Genomic DNA, 16,345 nt, shown 5'->3' on the forward strand with positions numbered 1-16,345 from the left:
CATTTCTGCCAATTTTTTTCATTTACGCTTTGCTTAGTAAAAAAAACGAAGATCCTAAAGAGGGACCTTCGCTTTTTAAACAAGCTATTTTATATTAGTACCAACCGTTTGCTTCCCAGAAAGATTTAGCTGCTTCCCATGAGCCGTAACGAGAAGATACGTATTGTTCAGCAACTCGTTCTTGGTTTGCTGCTGAATAGTCACCATTTAAGTAAGAAGAATCTAATTGGTAACGTCCGATGTAACGACCGTTTGTTGCTGTATAAGAACCGCTAGATTCTTTTTGAGCGATCCATTCTTTCGCTGAGCTTGTATTCGTTGTCGCTGGTGTTGCTTGTGCCGCTGTTTGCGTTGCCTGAGCAACTGGTTGAGCAGGTGCTGCTTGTTGAACTGGTTCTTGCTTCACTGGTTGTTCAGCCACTGTTTTTGTTTGAGCAGGCGCTTGGTAAGCTGTTTGTGTTGTTGCTGCTTGTTCGCCTGTTGGGATTGTTAATTGTTGACCTGAATAAATCAAGTTGATGTTTGAGATTGAATTTTTTTCTGCAATAGTTTGGATCAAGGAGTTATCACCAACGTATTTTTGAGAAATCGTTGATAGCGTATCACCTGATTGAACGGTATAAGCTTCGTCCGCATGTGCAGATGTTCCCATAAAGAATAGTGCGCCGGCAGTCAAAGTTGTTCCTAATAGTAATGTTTTAAGTGATTTCATGTAAAAGCTCCTTCGTAAATTTAAAAATAGTTTTGTTGTGACCAACGAGGAATACTTTACCATGGGGATATATTTCATAGGTAATAGCTTTATGACAAATCTACCTTTTTTGTAATACTTGAAGTAACATATGTAATCGAAAGCGATTTCTTTGTCGTAAAATCAAGCATAATGTCTCTGAAAAGAGTAGATGTCTAGTTATTAAGAAAAGGTTAATCTCACGTTTTTTTGTAGAAAAAATCTCTCTTTTGTCTCGAATAACGCTTACATGAATATAAATAAAAACAGTCATGAGCATACAAACTAACACTCATGACTGTTTTATTTATATTAGGAACAGAGGATAATTAAAAAATTATCGTTCTACTCTATTTGTAATAAGTGGAAAGAATTTCAAACAATAAATAGCACAAATTCCTACAATAATATAGATCGCTTTAGCTAGAATTGTCGTAGATCCACCTGCAATAGTAGCAACTAAATCAAATTCTAATAAACCAACCAATAACCAATTTAATCCACCAACGATCAACAATGTTAAAGCAATAATGTCTAAAGTTTTCATTTGTTATTTCTCCTCTCCATATTTGACATACTCTAATTATAAACTAATTTTTATATTAGTACTAAAATACTGCTTAAGCTTATAAAATAAGGTTATAAGCTGGTAATGTCATCTTTATTTATAAGAATACGAGTTTGATGATGAGAAAAAAATGAAATATATAGGTCAAGAAAGAGAAATGTCCAATGGAAAGCAAAAGGATTCAAGAACTGTAAACAAGCGTTACACTATTTAAAAGAATCGATTGAATAAGAGTTCAATTATGGTTCCTAATATTCATCGTTCTCATAATTCTTTTACAGTATAGGTCATAGGTTGTAAGTATAAAAAATGATCAAGATGGGCAAAATAGAAGGCATGCAGATAAAACAATACTGATTTCATTGCTTAATCGTAATAAGGAGAAATAATCAAAAAAGCTATCTTATGAAACATAAGAAGGAACTGTCCATGGTAATCATTAGCAGTAAATTAACAGGAAGAGTAAAATAGAAAGAAGAATTTATGCGTAAAATTATCAGAAGTCAGGTCGTTTAGTATAACGAACAGTAAGTTTATTAATAAGACGTGAATAAGAAAACAAAAAAACGTAGAGCACGGAATGCTCTACGACTAGTCATTGATGCAGACGATGGGATTTGAACCCACACGAGCGTATGCTCACAAGACCCTCAATCTTGCATGTCTGCCGTTCCATCACGTCTGCGTATAATAACAATAAATTAATGATAGCGAGTATTTCCGCAGATGTCAAGATGAAAAGGGAGAGAAAAAGTGGAAAAATATGATGGGGAGTTTTCTATCTTAGGAATGAGTGTTGGGCTAATTCTTGGTATTGTATTGAAAGATTTGTCTGCCGGAATTTTTTTGGGTGTTATTTGCGGAATTGCTATGGACTGGGGTGCGAATTTATTCAATGAATATCGACGGAAATGAGTTTGAAAACTAACTAAAATTTCTTATGGTTTTACTTAAAATTGTGGTAAATTTTAGAGGGATAGAGTATGATATTGAAAATAAGTAAAAAATAAAAAATCAGAAATTTCTGTTTATTTTGAAATGAGGGATTGGATAGCGTTATGAGAGAATTTGAAAAATCCAATAAACTAGAAGGCGTAAGCTACGACGTACGTGGACCTGTATTAGAAGAAGCCGAACGTATGCAAGAAGAAGGGATCAGTATTTTAAAGTTAAATACTGGAAATCCTGCCCCCTTTGGATTTGAAGCGCCAAATGAAGTGATACGTGATTTGATTATGAATGCACGAGATTCAGAAGGCTATTCTGATTCTAAAGGCATTTTTTCAGCAAGAAAAGCGATTGAACAATATTGTCAAATCAAAAAGTTCCCCAATGTGACGATCAACGACATTTATACAGGGAATGGAGTCAGCGAACTGATTACAATGTGTATGCAAGGTCTACTTGATAATGGGGATGAGGTTTTAGTTCCGATGCCTGATTATCCATTATGGACGGCTTCAGTATCACTGGCTGGTGGAAAACCTGTTCATTATATATGTGACGAACAAGCAGAATGGTATCCTGATATTGATGACATTAAATCAAAAATAACGAGTAGAACAAAAGCAATCGTGATCATCAACCCAAATAATCCAACTGGAGCATTGTATCCAAAAGAGATTTTAGAGCAAATCGTGGAGATTGCTCGTCAAAATCAATTGATTATTTATTCTGATGAAATTTATGATCGTTTAGTCATGGATGGTTTAGAACATATTCCAATCGCTACCCTGGCACCAGATTTATTTGTCGTGACGTTGAATGGTTTATCTAAATCCCATCGTGTTGCAGGATTTCGTGTTGGCTGGATGGTGTTGAGTGGAGATAAATCACATGTTAAAGGCTATATTGAAGGATTGAACATGCTTTCTTCGATGCGTCTTTGTTCCAATGTATTGTCTCAGCAAATCATTCAGACGGCATTAGGTGGTTATCAAAGTGTGGATGAATTATTATTACCTGGTGGGCGTATTTATGAGCAACGAGAATTTATTTACAATGCCATTAATGACATTCCCGGCCTTTCTGCAGTAAAACCTAAAGCAGCGTTTTACATTTTTCCTAAGATTGATACGAAGCGTTTCAATATTTTAGATGACGAAAAGTTTGTTTTAGATTTCCTACATGAACATCATATCTTGCTGGTTCATGGTGGGGGATTTAATTGGCATCAACCGGATCATTTTAGAATCGTTTATTTACCAAAGATGGATGATCTGAAAACGACTGCTGTCAAAATGCGTGAATTTTTATCGACTTACCGACAAAAATAGCCTGTCATGGATGTTTTTACTCAAAAGAGCCGAACTCAAGTTTTGGCTCTTTTTGGTGTGAGAGATGAAATAATCACTAGCTAAATCAAAAATAAGGAAGGAAAAAAGTCGGACAAGTTTTTGATAGGACTTTTCTTGATGTTTCTTCTTCCGTAAAGTAAAATATTGGTATAATGCGAATACGCATATTTTGAAGGAGGATGCTTATGGAAACGTTGGTCGCTTCCTTTGGTACAATCATAAAAGAAATTCGAAAAGAACAGAAGATGACACAAAAAATGCTTTCGCAAGATATTTGTTCACAGAGTGTTTTAAGCAGAATTGAAAATAATGAAGAGCTACCAAATGTTGTTGTAATGGCACAAATTTGCCAACGTTTAGGCGTAACGATCGATCATGTCATGCGTTTATCTCATGGGAAAATTCGAGCGGTCTTAAAGAATTTTGAGTTAACAGACTTGTATTTTCAGCAACGAGATTATCGCAAGCTGGAACAAGTGTTAAAATCGCCAGAGGTTACAGAAAATTTGTACGAAGCTGCGGATTTTCAAAAATATTATTATTATTTAGGCGTCTGTGAATTTACATTACGAAAAAATATTACTCAAGCACTTAGTTATTTAAAAGAAGCGCTCTCCTATTCGACGTTAAAAGATCGAACACAAGTGACGGATGTTGAGATCCAGCTAGTCAGTTGCATTGGCAAAATCTATGGCGTAGCTGGCAAAACTGCGGAAGCTAGGTACTATTTAAGTCGTAGTATCCAACTCTTCCAAGAGACGATCCAAGATCGAACCAAAAGTGAGTTTACTCAAATTTTTTATAACTATGGAAGCTTTTTGTTGCACCAAGGAGAAATTGAACTATCTTTAGAACAAGTAAATCAAGGAATACGGTGGGCGCAAGATAAAAATAGTTATTATTACCTTAACGATTTATTTATTTTAAAGAGTTTGATTTATAAAAAGAAAGGTGAAATCAATAAAGCTCTCTTTTATGAAGAATTGGCACAATCAGTTAAAAAAATAGCAAAAAGTCTCTAAATGGTGTAGACCATTCTTGACTTATCTCCAAAATAAGAGTACCTTTAGGATAGAAAATCAAAGGAGAGAGAAGAATGAGAACTTTTATCTACGCAGACAAATTCTTTTTGTCATCCGGTGTCAAAAATGCAGGTTATCTTGAAATCACTGATGGTCTTTTTGGGGAGTATACCCAAAACACACCTGAAGGAGAAGTCAATATCATTGATCAAAGCGGAAAATGGATCGCTCCTGGTCTAGTTGATACGCATATTCATGGCTATATGAACCATGATGTGATGGATAATGATGCAGAAGGTGTGAAAGCAATGTCAGAAGGATTGCTTTCTTGTGGAGTAACATCGTTTTTACCAACTACTTTAACATCAAGTAAAGAACGTTTAAAAGATGTAGCTGAAACAATTGGAAAAATGTACCAAGAAGCTCCTGGAGCAAAAATTAAAGGAATCTATTTTGAAGGACCATTCTTTACGGAAGAACATAAAGGGGCGCAAAATCCAAGTTATTTTGGAGACCCTGATCTTGATACTTTCCATGAATGGCAAGAAGCTTCTGGCGGACTGATCAAAAAAATTGCCCTAGCCCCAGAACGAAAAGGCGTTGAAGAGTTTGTCAAACAAGTGACAGATGAAGGCGTGGTTGTTTCATTGGGTCATAGTAATGCGACGATCGATGAAGCACAAAAGGCAGTAGAAGCAGGAGCCAGTGTCTTTGTCCATGCGTATAATGGCATGCGTGGATTAAATCATCGTGAACCTGGAATGGTTGGTGCGCTACTATCGCTAGAACATGTTTTTTCAGAATTGATTTGTGATGGGCATCATGTTCATCCAAATGCTGCTCAAATTTTAATGGAAAAAGCAGGTCATGACCATGTGGCATTGATCACTGATTGCATGATGGCTGGTGGAATGCCTGATGGCAATTATAATTTAGGAGAATTTCCAGTGGTCGTGAAAGATGGAACTGCTCGCTTAGAATCAGGTAATTTAGCAGGAAGTATCTTGAAATTAAAAGAAGCAATCAAAAATGTAGTAGACTGGGGATTAGCTACACCTGAACAAGCTGTGATGATGGGAAGCTTAGTACCAGCAATCAGCTGCAAGATCGATGATACTTGTGGCAAGATCGCAAAAGGACGGGACGCTGATTTTATCGTATTGAATCCAGATATGACTTTAGAAGCAACATACCTAGATGGTGTAGAACGTTATCACGCTTAATAAAAAGACTGTTATTAAGTAAGTAAGAGCGAACCATCGCTGAAAGGCTGATTTGAAGAGCTTTGACTTAATGGATCAGGTCATTTTATTTGAACATCATTCGTAAATAAGCAAAAGCCGATGTGGTTGGGACAGAACCTTGTTCCATTCACACCGGCTTTTTTTTAACTGATTTGGATGACTTTCACCCCAACATTTTTGATTTCAGCAATTACTTTTTCAGAACAAAACTTGTCAGTAATCAAATAATCAAAAACAGAAATATCTGCAATTTTAAATTTTGATGTTAAACCAATTTTACGATGATCAGCAACTAGAATTTTACATTTAAACGTTTGACGAATCATCATTTCATTGATCGTTGATTCATTGAGGATTTTAGTTGTTACGCCATTATCGAGCGATACGCCACTGCAACCAATGATACAGACATCAGCATTCATTGAAGAAATGGTATTTAATGCGATATCGCCCACTAATGCTTCTTTTGGAAAGCGCATCTCACCTCCAGTCAAGATATAATTGCAGTTTTCTTTATGAGGGGAGTAAGTGATTTTTACGTTATTTGTGACAATTGTCAGGTGATTGGCACGTACATATTCAACCACTTTAAGTGCAGTAGAACTAGAATTGATGAATACGGTATCATAATCATTGATGTATTTACAAGCTTCACGAGCGATTGATTGTTTTAGTCGTTCTGGTCCAGATTGATCAAAGTCTGTACGATTATCATAATTATAAGAACAGAACCCGTAATGACGAATGATCTCATTTTTTTCTTCTAATAAATTTAGGTCTCTGCGTATTGTACTAATAGAGACTTTTAAAGATTCAGCTAACTCATATGTTGTCATTTGCTCTTTTTGTTGTAATCGCTCCAAAATATCCTTTTGACGCTTCTCAATATTGACAATGGAATTTTTCATTATTTACCCTCCTATTTGTTGCCTATGTATATGATTTTTATTGCTTCAAAGATTCATATAAAGTTTATTAACTATATATATCATACTAAAAAAATCAATTAACTTACAAAAACGATCATATAAATAACAAACAGTCATATAAAAGGGTTTTCATGTTTGTCGTTGCATATTATGATTTAGATGTCAACAAAAGAAAGTTCTTGAGAGGAGAATTACAATGAGCAAACATGTCAATGATGTCACAAAAGAAAATTGGGTTTTAGAAACATTTCCTGAATGGGGTACCTACTTGAATGAAGAGATCGAAACAGAAGAAGTAAAAGAAGGAACGGTTGCGATGTGGTGGTTAGGTTGTACCGGGATTTGGTTAAAGACGCATAAAGGGACAAATATTTTGTGTGATTTATGGTGTGGGACAGGTAAACGTAGTCATGGAAATGGGATGATGAAAAAAGGGCATCAGATGATGCGAATGAGTGGGGTTCAAAAAATGCAACCGAACTTGCGGACGCAACCTTTTGTGATTGACCCTTTTGAAATGAAAAGTGTAAACGCTTTAGTTGTCACGCATATCCATTCGGATCATTTGGATATCAATACAGCAGCTGCTGTTCATCAAAATTGTCCGAATGCAAAATTCATTGGTCCTCAAGAAGTAGTAAATACTTGGTTGAACTGGGGAATTCCAAAAGAGAAAACGATAATCGTCAAACCAGGAGATGAAGTCAAAATTGAGGATGTAACTATCGTTGCTTTAGAAGCATTTGACCGTACAGCATTAGTCACTTGTGAAGATCTAGAGGAAACTTTAAAAGGGAAAATACCTCAAGAAATGGATGAGATCGCTGTGAATTATCTATTTGAAACATCGGGTGGAAATATTTATCATGCTGGAGACTCTCATTATTCTAATATGTTTGCGAAACATGGGAACGAACATACTATTGATGTTTGCCTAGGTGCATATGGTGAAAATCCACGAGGTATCACGGATAAAGTGACTTCTGTCGATATGTTGCGAATGGCTGAGTCATTAAAGGCTAAAGTAGTCATCCCTGTTCATTATGATATCTGGGCAAATTTTATGGCTGATCCAAAAGAAATTACCGAAATATGGAAGTTTAAAAAGGATCGCTTGAAGTACGATTTTAAACCATATATCTGGCAGGTAGGAGGCAAGTTTACCTATCCAACGAACAAAGACGACCTGGAATTTAATTTCTACCGTGGTTTTGAGGATGTATTTTCTGTAGAAAACGATACACCATTCCCGTCATTCTTATAGAAAAGAGGCTAACAACATGTTGAAATATTTTTTGGATCAAGGCTTGGTGAAATATTCCGATAAAGAAATTACTGATTGGAAGGAAGCTGTTGCTGAAAGCTGTCAACTATTATTAGATAAAAAGTTGATTGATCAAAGTTACGTACATGAAATCATCCAATGTGTAGAAGAACATGGTCCTTATATCGTGATTGTTCCCAAAGTGGCAATGCCACATTCATCAGCAGATAGTGAAGGAGTTTATGGAACAGCTATATCATTCACTAAAATGAAAAGACCCATTCAATTCGACCAAGAAGAAAAATCAGCAAGTTTATTCTTTACTTTAGCAGCCAAAAATGTAGATCAGCATATGGAAAATATTCAAAAATTGTCTGAGTTGTTGATGATAGATGGGCTAATTGATCGTTTGGCAGATACCGATTCGATTGAAGACTATCGAGTGGTGATGCAAGAGTATAACTTATAGGAGGAAAAAAGAATGGCTGATTTTTTATTGAGCATTTGGACTTATTTCGCTACAAACATCTTAACTCAACCAGCTTATCTGATTGGTTTTATTGTACTGCTAGGGTACATTCTCTTGAAACGTCCATTTTATGAGTGTATTGCTGGTTTCTTGAAAGCAACAGTCGGTTACTTCATTTTGACGGTTGGTTCAGGAGGATTAGTAAACAACTTCCGCCCCATTTTAGTAGGTTTAAAAGAACGGTTTAATCTGGATGCGATGGTCACCGATCCATATTTTGGACAAAATGCCGTTGACTCTGGATTAGAGGAAACATTTGGTCGTACATTTGGGGATGTCATGATTTTACTTTTGATTGCTTTTGTTATGAATATCTTACTCGTTCGTTTTCAAAAATATACAAAATTACGTTCGGTTTTTACAACTGGAAATGTTCAGATCCAACAATCTGCAACTGCTTTTTGGATATTACTATTTTGTTTTCCCTCTTTAGGAAGAATTCAAGTTCTGATTTTTATGGGACTGATTTTAGGCTGTTATTGGGCAGTAGCTTCTAATTTAACAGTTGGTATCACCCAGGAGTTAACCGAGGGCGCTGGTTTTTCTGTGGCACATCAGCAAATGTTTGGTATCTATATATTTGCGAAGTTAGCCGAGTTTTTAAAGAAACGTGATCAAAAAAAAGAACACTCTAAAAAAGTGGATAAAAAATTGGAAGATATTGAATTACCAGGTTTTTTATCTATATTTAATGAAAATATGGTAGCAACTTCTTTATTAATGCTTTTATTTTTTGGAATTATTTTGTTAGTGCTAGGAAAAGATTATTTGATTCAAGCACAGTTTATGCAAGAAGGACAAAGTTTCTTGTTCTATATTATGACAACATCATTGAATTTTGCTGTCTACCTAGCCATTTTACAATTAGGAGTCCGTACTTTCGTGGATGAGCTAACACAATCTTTTCAAGGGATCTCAAATACAATCCTACCAGGTGCGGTTCCTGGGATTGACGTAGCTGCTACTTTTGGTTTTGGTTCACCTAACGCCGTAACCATTGGCTTCTTGTTTGGTGCCTTAGGTCAATTTTTGATGATTGCCTTACTCATTTTGTTCAAATCACCAACCATCGTGATTGCTGGTTTTATTCCACTGTTCTTTGACAATGCAGTTATCGCAGTTTTTGCCAACAATCGAGGTGGTTTCAAAGCCGCCTGTCTGTTCCCATTTCTTTCTGGAATCATTCAAGTTGGTGGATCGGCCGTTTTTGCAACTTGGATCGGCATGTCAAAATATGGTGGCTATCTCGGTATGTTTGACTGGGCCACTGCTTGGCCATTATTTACTGTAATGATGAAGTTTTTGGGGTATGTTGGTATCGCATTAGTCGTGGTTGGGCTATTGATTATTCCACAATTACAATACCGTAAAAATCCAGACGGGTACTTTTTGATCGTCGATGATTATGAGCAATATGCAGAAAAATATCACAACGAGAATTAAATACAACAATAAAATTAAAATGAACACATAGGAGGAAAACATAATGAGAATTTTAGTATCTTGCGCAAACGGGTCGGGAACAAGTTTGATGATGATGAGAAGCGTCGAAAAGGCAATGAAAGAACTAGGTGTGTCAATTACCAAAATCCATCATTGTGCAATTTCTGAAGGAAAAAGTTCTGCGTCTCAGTATGATGTCGTTTTTACACCAGTCAATTTTTTGAATATGTTTATCCAAGCAGAGAAAAAAGGAATTACAGTGATTGGCATTAAAAATGTCATGTCAGCCAAAGAAATTGGTGAAAAATTTGCTGAATCAGCGTTGTATCAAAAATCTAAATAAAAGAGGAAGACAAAATGAGCAGACCAAAATTACAGATTGCTTTGGATCATAATGATTTAGAACAAGCATTAGCAGATGTATTTCAAGTAGGGGATATTGTCGATATCATTGAAATTGGAACCATTTTATGTCTGCAAGAGGGGCGCAAAGCCATCAGCTGTATTCGTAGCATGTTTCCAAGGAAAACAATTGTTGCTGATACAAAATGTGCGGATGCCGGGGGAACGGTAGCCAAAAATGTAACTGATGCCGGTGCGGATTTTATGACTGTTATCTGCTGTGCTACTCTGCCAACCATGGAAGCAGCTCAAAAAGAAGTGAAGGCATTGCAAGTCGAACTGTATGGGGATTGGACCTATGAACAAGCAGCTGAATGGCGGAGGATCGGTATCCAACAGGTGATCTATCATCAAAGTCGAGATGCATTACTTTCTGGTGAAACTTGGGGAGAACGGGATCTGACAAAAGTAAAGAAATTGATAGAAATGGGCTTTGCAGTTTCTGTGACAGGTGGATTAAACGTGGAAACATTGAAATTATTCGCAGGGATTGAAGTGGAAACTTTTATAGCTGGAAGAGGGATTTCTAGTGCGGACGATCCTGCAAAAGCAGCCAATGATTTTAAACAAGAAATGATTCGCATTTGGGGGGAATAGACTTGGCTCAAATCGGAATTTATGAGAAGGCACTACCAAAAGATATCTCTTGGAAAGAGCGCTTTTTATTAGCAAAGGAACTTGGTTTTTCCTTTATTGAGATGTCGATTGACGAGACAGATGAACGCCTAGCTCGACTCAATTGGTCTGACGAGATGATCAATCAAATACGCAAAGACATGAAAGAGACGGGCATACGGATCAATTCCATTTGTCTGAGTGGTCATCGCAGGTTTCCTTTTGGCTCTTCAAATGAAGCGTATCGGATAAAAGCCAAAGAATTGATGGTCAAAGCGATCCGACTTGCTCAGCGCTTAAGTATCAAAATTATCCAAGTAGCCGGATACGATGTCTATTATGAAAAAAAAACAAGGCTATCACGAAAATTATTTATTGAAGGACTTGAAGAAAGCGTCAAAATAGCTTCTGAATATGGAATAATCTTGTCAATTGAAATTATGGATGATCCATTTATGAATTCAATCACTAAATTTTTAGAAATCAAACGCCAGATTGATTCACCTTATCTTCAAGTCTACCCAGATCTTGGGAACCTTTCAGCTTGGCAAGAAAACGATCCAGAACGTGAACTAGAAAAAGGGATCAATTGGATTTCTTCCATCCACTTAAAGGATACCTATCCAGTAACAACTGAATCATCAGGTCAATTTCGTGATGTTCCTTTTGGCGCAGGCTGTGTTGACTTTGAGGGTTTGTTAAAGAAACTCAAACAGATGAATTATAATGGGTCATTTTTAATTGAAATGTGGAGTGAAAAAAATCCGGATTTTAAAAAAGAAATCGCAGTAGCAAAAAGCTATCTTTATCCGAAGCTAAAGGAGGCAGGTTATGAGTTTGCGTAATCCGATCATTAAAGAAATGAAACAACGTGTTTATGAAGCAAATTTGGCACTCCCTCAATATGGATTAGTTAAGTTGACTTGGGGCAATGTCAGTGAGATTGATCGAGCGCTTGGGGTGATCGTGATCAAGCCAAGTGGTGTAAAGTATGAACAGATGGCTCCCGAACAAATGGTAGTGACTGATCTAGCTGGAAATCCGCTAGAAGAAGATGGAATGAAGCCCTCTTCTGATTTATCGACTCATGTGATTTTGTATCAAGCTTTTGAAAAAATCAATGCTATCGTCCATACGCACTCCACTCATTCAGTCATATGGGCGCAGGCTGGTCGAGACTTGCCTGCCTATGGAACAACTCATGCGGATGCTTTTTATGGAACGATTCCATGCACACGGCAATTAACTGAAGAAGAAGTTAAAAGTGCTTATGAAAGAAACACTGGTCATGTGATTGTTGAAACATTTCAAGAGAGACAATTAGCTCCCACTGAAGTTCCTGGTGTATTCGTTTATGGACATGGCCCATTTACTTGGGGTGAAACTCCTGCAAAGGCGGTAGAGAATAGCTTGATCTTAGACGAAATATGCTTAATGGCTAAAGAAAATGAAAAAATTAATCCTGCTATGCAATCTATTCCACAATATCTTTTGGATAAGCACTACTATCGAAAACATGGGATGCATGCATATTACGGTCAAAAATGACGAAGCTTGCGGGGGCTTACTTGAAGTCTTCACATTTATTGATTCGTGGCACTTAGTAGCAAATTTTTATTCTTGATTTATAAAAGAGTTACTACGTCTGAGTTTGATGTTTGATGTCAAATGAGACGTAGTTTTTTCTTGTATAAATAATTATTTATCTCAAGCTACGATTCAACTAAAATTTCTAAACGTGTCACATATTCTTCTGGCTTATTCGTTTCGTGAAAATCAATCAGATAAGATTCATAAAATGGACTGACTCTATGAAGCGAATGGGTAGTCAGGTAGTTCATGATGGTAGCAATTCCTTTCTTCCTTTGTTCATAGTCACCTTTAAAACTATAACTAAGATAATTTCCAGCAGGGAGTACCTCAGCATCCTCATTTTTAATCGTAAGGTCAGGACAAAAATAAAATACTTGATAGGTAAAAGGATCTTCTTCTAAATGGATGATACTACCAAAAAGATTTTGATTATTAGTGCTTAATAAAGGTTCGTATTTTTTATGAAGTTCTTTTAACGAAAAGTCGATTTGTTCATCCGTTGCAACCGTAGAAGCTTTAAGAATCAGTCTTTTCGGTTGCTTCACTAATAGCACTTCTTGATAGTCTATGCTTTCTGCTTCTTCAATTAACTGGACACGTTCGATTAATAGTTCGATTTTTTTTTGTGAGTCACTGATGAGTTGATGAAGTGCCTCGATTTCAAAAGCTAATAATTCTTTTGTCTTGCTGATTTCTTTTTGCTTCAAATAATCGGCGATCTCAGTAATGGAGACGTCAAAATAACGTAGGTCACGGATGGTATTCAGTTGTTCAATGTGTTCGTAAGAATAATTTCGATAGCCATTTTCATCATAATCCGGTGTAATCAAACCTAATTTTTCATAATAGCGTAAAGTATGGGCTGTAATATCATAGAGCTTTGCTAATTCATTGATTTTCAAATCATCACTTCCATTGATCAGTCATTTTAAGTAAGGTTATTTTACTACGAAACGTGGGGGAAATGTGAATGGAATTGATTTTTTTATTCTACATAGATAGATTTGCTTAAATTTTTCTTGACCTTAGAGTCACTCTAACCTTTATGATTTGATCAGTAAGAATTATTGGAGGAAAAAAATGAAAGAATGGTACACCTTATCAATCATAGAAATCAAAGAAAAATTAATGGTAAAAAAAGCAATGAACGAACAAGAAAGGAACGAACGACAACTTAAGTATGGAAGAAACGTCTTAGAAAATGGTATTAAAGTTCCAGAATGGAAAAAATTTCTTTCTTACTTTCATGATGCACTGATGTACATTTTACTAGGAGCTGCGATCGTTAAGCTTTTTACAGGCGCATATATTGAAGGCAGTATGATTTTTTTAGTTGTTTTCTTAAATGCGCTGATCGGCTATTTACAAGAACGAAAGGCAGCTTCATCTTTAGACAGCATTGCGGAATTACTTAGTGAAAAAGCAGTCATCATCGAAAAGGGACAGCAAAAAGAGATTGCACCAGCTGATTTAGTGGTGGGGGATCAAATCGTATTAGCTGCTGGAGATATCGTTTCTGCAGATGTTCGTTTGAGTGAAACGTTCAACTTACAAATTGATGAAGCAATTCTTACTGGAGAAACCCATGCGATCCAAAAGACGACCGAACCGTTACCGCTAGAGACTCCTTTAGCGGAACAAACGAATATGGCTTTTTCTGGGACTAAAGTGGAATCAGGCAGAGGAGTAGGTATCGTAGTCGCGGTCGGAACTGCTACAGAAATCGGGAAAATCATCACTTCATTAGGGTCGATCACAGAACAAGAAACACCGTTATTGAAGAAAATCAAAGAAATGAATACTAGTATATTTAAAGGAATCGCTGCGTTGATTTTATTGTTAGCTACCGTATCCTACTTTTATTATGGCATGACTTGGGGCTATATAGCGACAGCTATCATTGCCTTGATCGTGTCTTCTATCCCAGAAGGACTTCCTTCGATCTTAACGATTATTTTATCTTCGGGTGTCAATCGAATGGCAAAGAAACAAGCAATCGTCAAAAATCTACCCACAGTTGAAACGTTAGGGGCAATGACAGTAATTTGTTCAGATAAAACAGGAACACTGACTAAAAATGAAATGACATTGGTTAGCTTAGCGACTAGAGAAGCGAACCATGGGGTGGAAATGCTTGAAGAAAAAAACTGGACCAAAAATGAGACTTGGCTTGTTGAAGCGATGCATAATTGTCAAGAAACCCAACTAACTCAAGGAGTATGTCCAACTTCAGGTAATGCCACGGAATTAGCTTTATTAAAATGGACCAATCAACAACCGATCGAACTTTATCCAGTCGTTGATAAAATTCCTTTCGACTCAGCTTACAAGTATATGGCCACCGTCCATGAGATTGCAGGAAAAAGGATCTTATTTGTGAAAGGTGCGCCAGATGTTTTACTGAATAAAGTGCAATATGAACTGGGATCAGATGGAAGACAACAACAGATAGATCATGCTATGTGGTTACAAAAAAACGAACAATTAGCGCAAACAGGCCAACGTGTCTTAGCGTTTGCAATGAAAGAGTTAAAGGATCGTGAATTGTCACATGAAGAATTAACGAATGAGCTGGTGATGATTGGGCTTAGTGGCATCATTGATCCGCCAAAGGAATCAGCTATTGCTTCAGTCAAGGAAATGCAACAAGCAGGGATCAGAGTAAAAATGATCACTGGCGATCATCAAGCAACAGCAAAAGCGATTGCTGAGGAATTAGGTTTAAAAAATGCTAAAACGGCGATTACGGGAACGGAACTAGATCAATTGACAGAAGAAGAATGGAAGATCGCTGTCCGTGAGAATGATGTTTTTGCCAGGACGACACCTGAACATAAATTGGCTATTGTGACCTATCTCCAAGAACAAGATGAAATTGTTGGAATGACTGGGGACGGCGTTAATGATGCGCCAGCTTTGAAAAAAGCCGATGTCGGGATCGCTATGGGAATCAAAGGGAGCGATGTTAGCAAACAGGCAGCAGACATGGTGTTGGTAGATGATAATTTTGAGACCATTGCAAAAGCCGTGAAAGAAGGACGAAGAATTTTTGATAATTTGAAAAAGACGATTCTCTTTTATTTGCCAACTTGTTTAGCCCAAGGATTACTATTGCTCTTTTCATTGGTAGGAAATTTCCCATTACCTTTAACTACTGTACAAATCTTGTGGTTAAATCTAGTCGCTTCGATCACCCTTTCATACGCGTTGGGTTTTGAAAAAGCAGATCAAGATGTTATGAATCGTCCACCGAGACCAATTGACGAAAAAATCCTATCGAAATATGCACTTTTGCGTATTTTATATGTTGGGATCATCATGACTATTTTAGGGTTCGTTGCAATGGATTTTGTTCCTGCTGAAGCGAAACAAACCGTTCTGATCAATGCGATGGTTTTTGGACAAGCCTTCTACATGGTTAATTGTCGAAGAGTGACTGAATTTAGTCTGACAAAAGATCTTTTTGAAAATCGGGCATTACTCTATTCGATTGGAGCGATGATCCTCTTACAAGGATTGATGTTAGTGTTCCCACCATTAAAAATTGCGATTGGGACAGTTTCGTTGACTGTCCAAGAAGTAAGCATCAGTTTACTACCTGGATTGGTTTTATTCCTTCTTGTTGAATTAGAGAAAGCTTTTGTAGGGATGACGGTAAAATCAACTCACAAACTAGATGCATAAGCCATTTTCTTTTTAAAGAAAAGAA

At 36.7% G+C, this 16,345-nt stretch carries 16 protein-coding genes and 1 tRNA gene; 12 read left to right on the forward strand and 5 right to left on the reverse strand.

Annotated elements, in window-relative coordinates; all coding sequences use genetic code 11:
• Nucleotides 1-94 precede the first annotated feature (94 nt).
• The 3 genes from IGL28_RS05365 to IGL28_RS05375 form a co-directional block, all read right to left on the reverse strand.
• On the reverse strand, nucleotides 95-712 hold the full coding sequence (locus tag IGL28_RS05365) for a LysM peptidoglycan-binding domain-containing protein (RefSeq protein WP_010737411.1): 618 nt from the start codon (nucleotides 710-712) through the stop codon (nucleotides 95-97).
• 355 nt (nucleotides 713-1,067) lie between these two features.
• Nucleotides 1,068-1,277, reverse strand: a complete 210-nt coding sequence (locus tag IGL28_RS05370) for a DUF378 domain-containing protein (RefSeq protein WP_010719419.1) — start codon at nucleotides 1,275-1,277, stop codon at nucleotides 1,068-1,070.
• Nucleotides 1,278-1,900: 623 nt separating this feature from the next.
• Nucleotides 1,901-1,983 (reverse strand) — tRNA-Leu (locus IGL28_RS05375).
• Between the two features lie 68 nt (nucleotides 1,984-2,051).
• On the opposite strand from IGL28_RS05375, the gene IGL28_RS05380 reads away from it, so the two are divergent.
• The 4 genes from IGL28_RS05380 to nagA all read left to right on the forward strand — a co-directional run bounded on the left by IGL28_RS05380 (nucleotide 2,052) and on the right by nagA (nucleotide 5,840).
• Entirely contained in the window at nucleotides 2,052-2,213 is a 162-nt protein-coding gene (locus IGL28_RS05380) for a hypothetical protein (protein ID WP_010719418.1), read from the forward strand.
• Nucleotides 2,214-2,356: 143 nt separating this feature from the next.
• Nucleotides 2,357-3,574: a pyridoxal phosphate-dependent aminotransferase gene (locus IGL28_RS05385; RefSeq protein WP_010719417.1), complete on the forward strand. Its 1,218-nt coding sequence runs from the start codon at nucleotides 2,357-2,359 to the stop codon at nucleotides 3,572-3,574.
• A 206-nt stretch (nucleotides 3,575-3,780) separates the two neighbouring features.
• Nucleotides 3,781-4,617: a helix-turn-helix domain-containing protein gene (locus IGL28_RS05390; protein WP_010719416.1), complete on the forward strand. Its 837-nt coding sequence runs from the start codon at nucleotides 3,781-3,783 to the stop codon at nucleotides 4,615-4,617.
• Nucleotides 4,618-4,691: 74 nt separating this feature from the next.
• A complete protein-coding gene (gene nagA / locus IGL28_RS05395; RefSeq protein ID WP_010719415.1) occupies nucleotides 4,692-5,840 on the forward strand; it encodes an N-acetylglucosamine-6-phosphate deacetylase in 1,149 nt (382 codons plus the stop codon).
• 164 nt (nucleotides 5,841-6,004) lie between these two features.
• Here nagA and IGL28_RS05400 read toward each other — a convergent pair whose 3' ends face one another.
• Nucleotides 6,005-6,769: a DeoR/GlpR family DNA-binding transcription regulator gene (locus IGL28_RS05400; protein ID WP_053766402.1), complete on the reverse strand. Its 765-nt coding sequence runs from the start codon at nucleotides 6,767-6,769 to the stop codon at nucleotides 6,005-6,007.
• A gap of 217 nt (nucleotides 6,770-6,986) precedes the next feature.
• Between IGL28_RS05400 and ulaG the strand changes: the two genes are divergently transcribed.
• Genes ulaG through IGL28_RS05435 form a run of 7 tightly spaced genes read left to right on the forward strand, consistent with a single transcriptional unit; the run spans nucleotide 6,987 to nucleotide 12,591 of the window.
• A complete protein-coding gene (gene ulaG, locus IGL28_RS05405) occupies nucleotides 6,987-8,054 on the forward strand; it encodes an L-ascorbate 6-phosphate lactonase (RefSeq protein ID WP_081129159.1) in 1,068 nt (355 codons plus the stop codon).
• Between the two features lie 16 nt (nucleotides 8,055-8,070).
• Nucleotides 8,071-8,523: a PTS sugar transporter subunit IIA gene (locus tag IGL28_RS05410; protein WP_081129158.1), complete on the forward strand. Its 453-nt coding sequence runs from the start codon at nucleotides 8,071-8,073 to the stop codon at nucleotides 8,521-8,523.
• A 12-nt stretch (nucleotides 8,524-8,535) separates the two neighbouring features.
• Nucleotides 8,536-10,026: a PTS ascorbate transporter subunit IIC gene (locus IGL28_RS05415; RefSeq protein WP_010737417.1), complete on the forward strand. Its 1,491-nt coding sequence runs from the start codon at nucleotides 8,536-8,538 to the stop codon at nucleotides 10,024-10,026.
• 43 nt (nucleotides 10,027-10,069) lie between these two features.
• Nucleotides 10,070-10,369 carry a PTS sugar transporter subunit IIB gene (locus tag IGL28_RS05420; RefSeq protein WP_053766400.1) on the forward strand — a complete coding sequence of 100 codons (300 nt, stop codon included), beginning with the start codon at nucleotides 10,070-10,072 and terminating at the stop codon, nucleotides 10,367-10,369.
• A 14-nt stretch (nucleotides 10,370-10,383) separates the two neighbouring features.
• Nucleotides 10,384-11,025 carry a 3-keto-L-gulonate-6-phosphate decarboxylase UlaD gene (locus tag IGL28_RS05425; protein WP_010719407.1) on the forward strand — a complete coding sequence of 214 codons (642 nt, stop codon included), beginning with the start codon at nucleotides 10,384-10,386 and terminating at the stop codon, nucleotides 11,023-11,025.
• Nucleotides 11,026-11,027: 2 nt separating this feature from the next.
• Nucleotides 11,028-11,888: an L-ribulose-5-phosphate 3-epimerase gene (locus IGL28_RS05430; protein ID WP_081129132.1), complete on the forward strand. Its 861-nt coding sequence runs from the start codon at nucleotides 11,028-11,030 to the stop codon at nucleotides 11,886-11,888.
• A complete protein-coding gene (locus tag IGL28_RS05435) occupies nucleotides 11,875-12,591 on the forward strand; it encodes an L-ribulose-5-phosphate 4-epimerase (RefSeq protein WP_081129130.1) in 717 nt (238 codons plus the stop codon). The genes IGL28_RS05430 and IGL28_RS05435 overlap by 14 nt, the downstream gene beginning before the upstream one ends.
• A 164-nt stretch (nucleotides 12,592-12,755) precedes the next feature.
• On the opposite strand, the gene IGL28_RS05440 is transcribed toward IGL28_RS05435, so the two are convergent.
• Nucleotides 12,756-13,538, reverse strand: coding sequence for a MerR family transcriptional regulator (locus tag IGL28_RS05440; protein ID WP_081129128.1), 783 nt, complete (start codon nucleotides 13,536-13,538; stop codon nucleotides 12,756-12,758).
• A 178-nt stretch (nucleotides 13,539-13,716) separates the two neighbouring features.
• Between IGL28_RS05440 and IGL28_RS05445 the strand changes: the two genes are divergently transcribed.
• Nucleotides 13,717-16,320: an HAD-IC family P-type ATPase gene (locus IGL28_RS05445; protein ID WP_438843910.1), complete on the forward strand. Its 2,604-nt coding sequence runs from the start codon at nucleotides 13,717-13,719 to the stop codon at nucleotides 16,318-16,320.
• Nucleotides 16,321-16,345 lie beyond the last annotated feature (25 nt).

Source organism: Enterococcus sp. AZ077 (genome assembly GCF_051714965.1).
Classification (GTDB): Bacteria; Bacillota; Bacilli; order Lactobacillales; family Enterococcaceae; genus Enterococcus_B; species Enterococcus_B hirae.

Coding starts and splice junctions, on each gene's coding strand:
- IGL28_RS05365 (WP_010737411.1), bottom strand. CDS start 712: ATGAAATCACTTAAAACATTACTATTAGGAACAACTTTGACTGCCGGC.
- IGL28_RS05370 (WP_010719419.1), bottom strand. CDS start 1,277: ATGAAAACTTTAGACATTATTGCTTTAACATTGTTGATCGTTGGTGGA.
- IGL28_RS05385 (WP_010719417.1), top strand. CDS start 2,357: ATGAGAGAATTTGAAAAATCCAATAAACTAGAAGGCGTAAGCTACGAC.
- IGL28_RS05390 (WP_010719416.1), top strand. CDS start 3,781: ATGGAAACGTTGGTCGCTTCCTTTGGTACAATCATAAAAGAAATTCGA.
- nagA (WP_010719415.1), top strand. CDS start 4,692: ATGAGAACTTTTATCTACGCAGACAAATTCTTTTTGTCATCCGGTGTC.
- IGL28_RS05400 (WP_053766402.1), bottom strand. CDS start 6,769: ATGAAAAATTCCATTGTCAATATTGAGAAGCGTCAAAAGGATATTTTG.
- ulaG (WP_081129159.1), top strand. CDS start 6,987: ATGAGCAAACATGTCAATGATGTCACAAAAGAAAATTGGGTTTTAGAA.
- IGL28_RS05410 (WP_081129158.1), top strand. CDS start 8,071: ATGTTGAAATATTTTTTGGATCAAGGCTTGGTGAAATATTCCGATAAA.
- IGL28_RS05415 (WP_010737417.1), top strand. CDS start 8,536: ATGGCTGATTTTTTATTGAGCATTTGGACTTATTTCGCTACAAACATC.
- IGL28_RS05420 (WP_053766400.1), top strand. CDS start 10,070: ATGAGAATTTTAGTATCTTGCGCAAACGGGTCGGGAACAAGTTTGATG.
- IGL28_RS05425 (WP_010719407.1), top strand. CDS start 10,384: ATGAGCAGACCAAAATTACAGATTGCTTTGGATCATAATGATTTAGAA.
- IGL28_RS05435 (WP_081129130.1), top strand. CDS start 11,875: ATGAGTTTGCGTAATCCGATCATTAAAGAAATGAAACAACGTGTTTAT.
- IGL28_RS05445 (WP_438843910.1), top strand. CDS start 13,717: ATGAAAGAATGGTACACCTTATCAATCATAGAAATCAAAGAAAAATTA.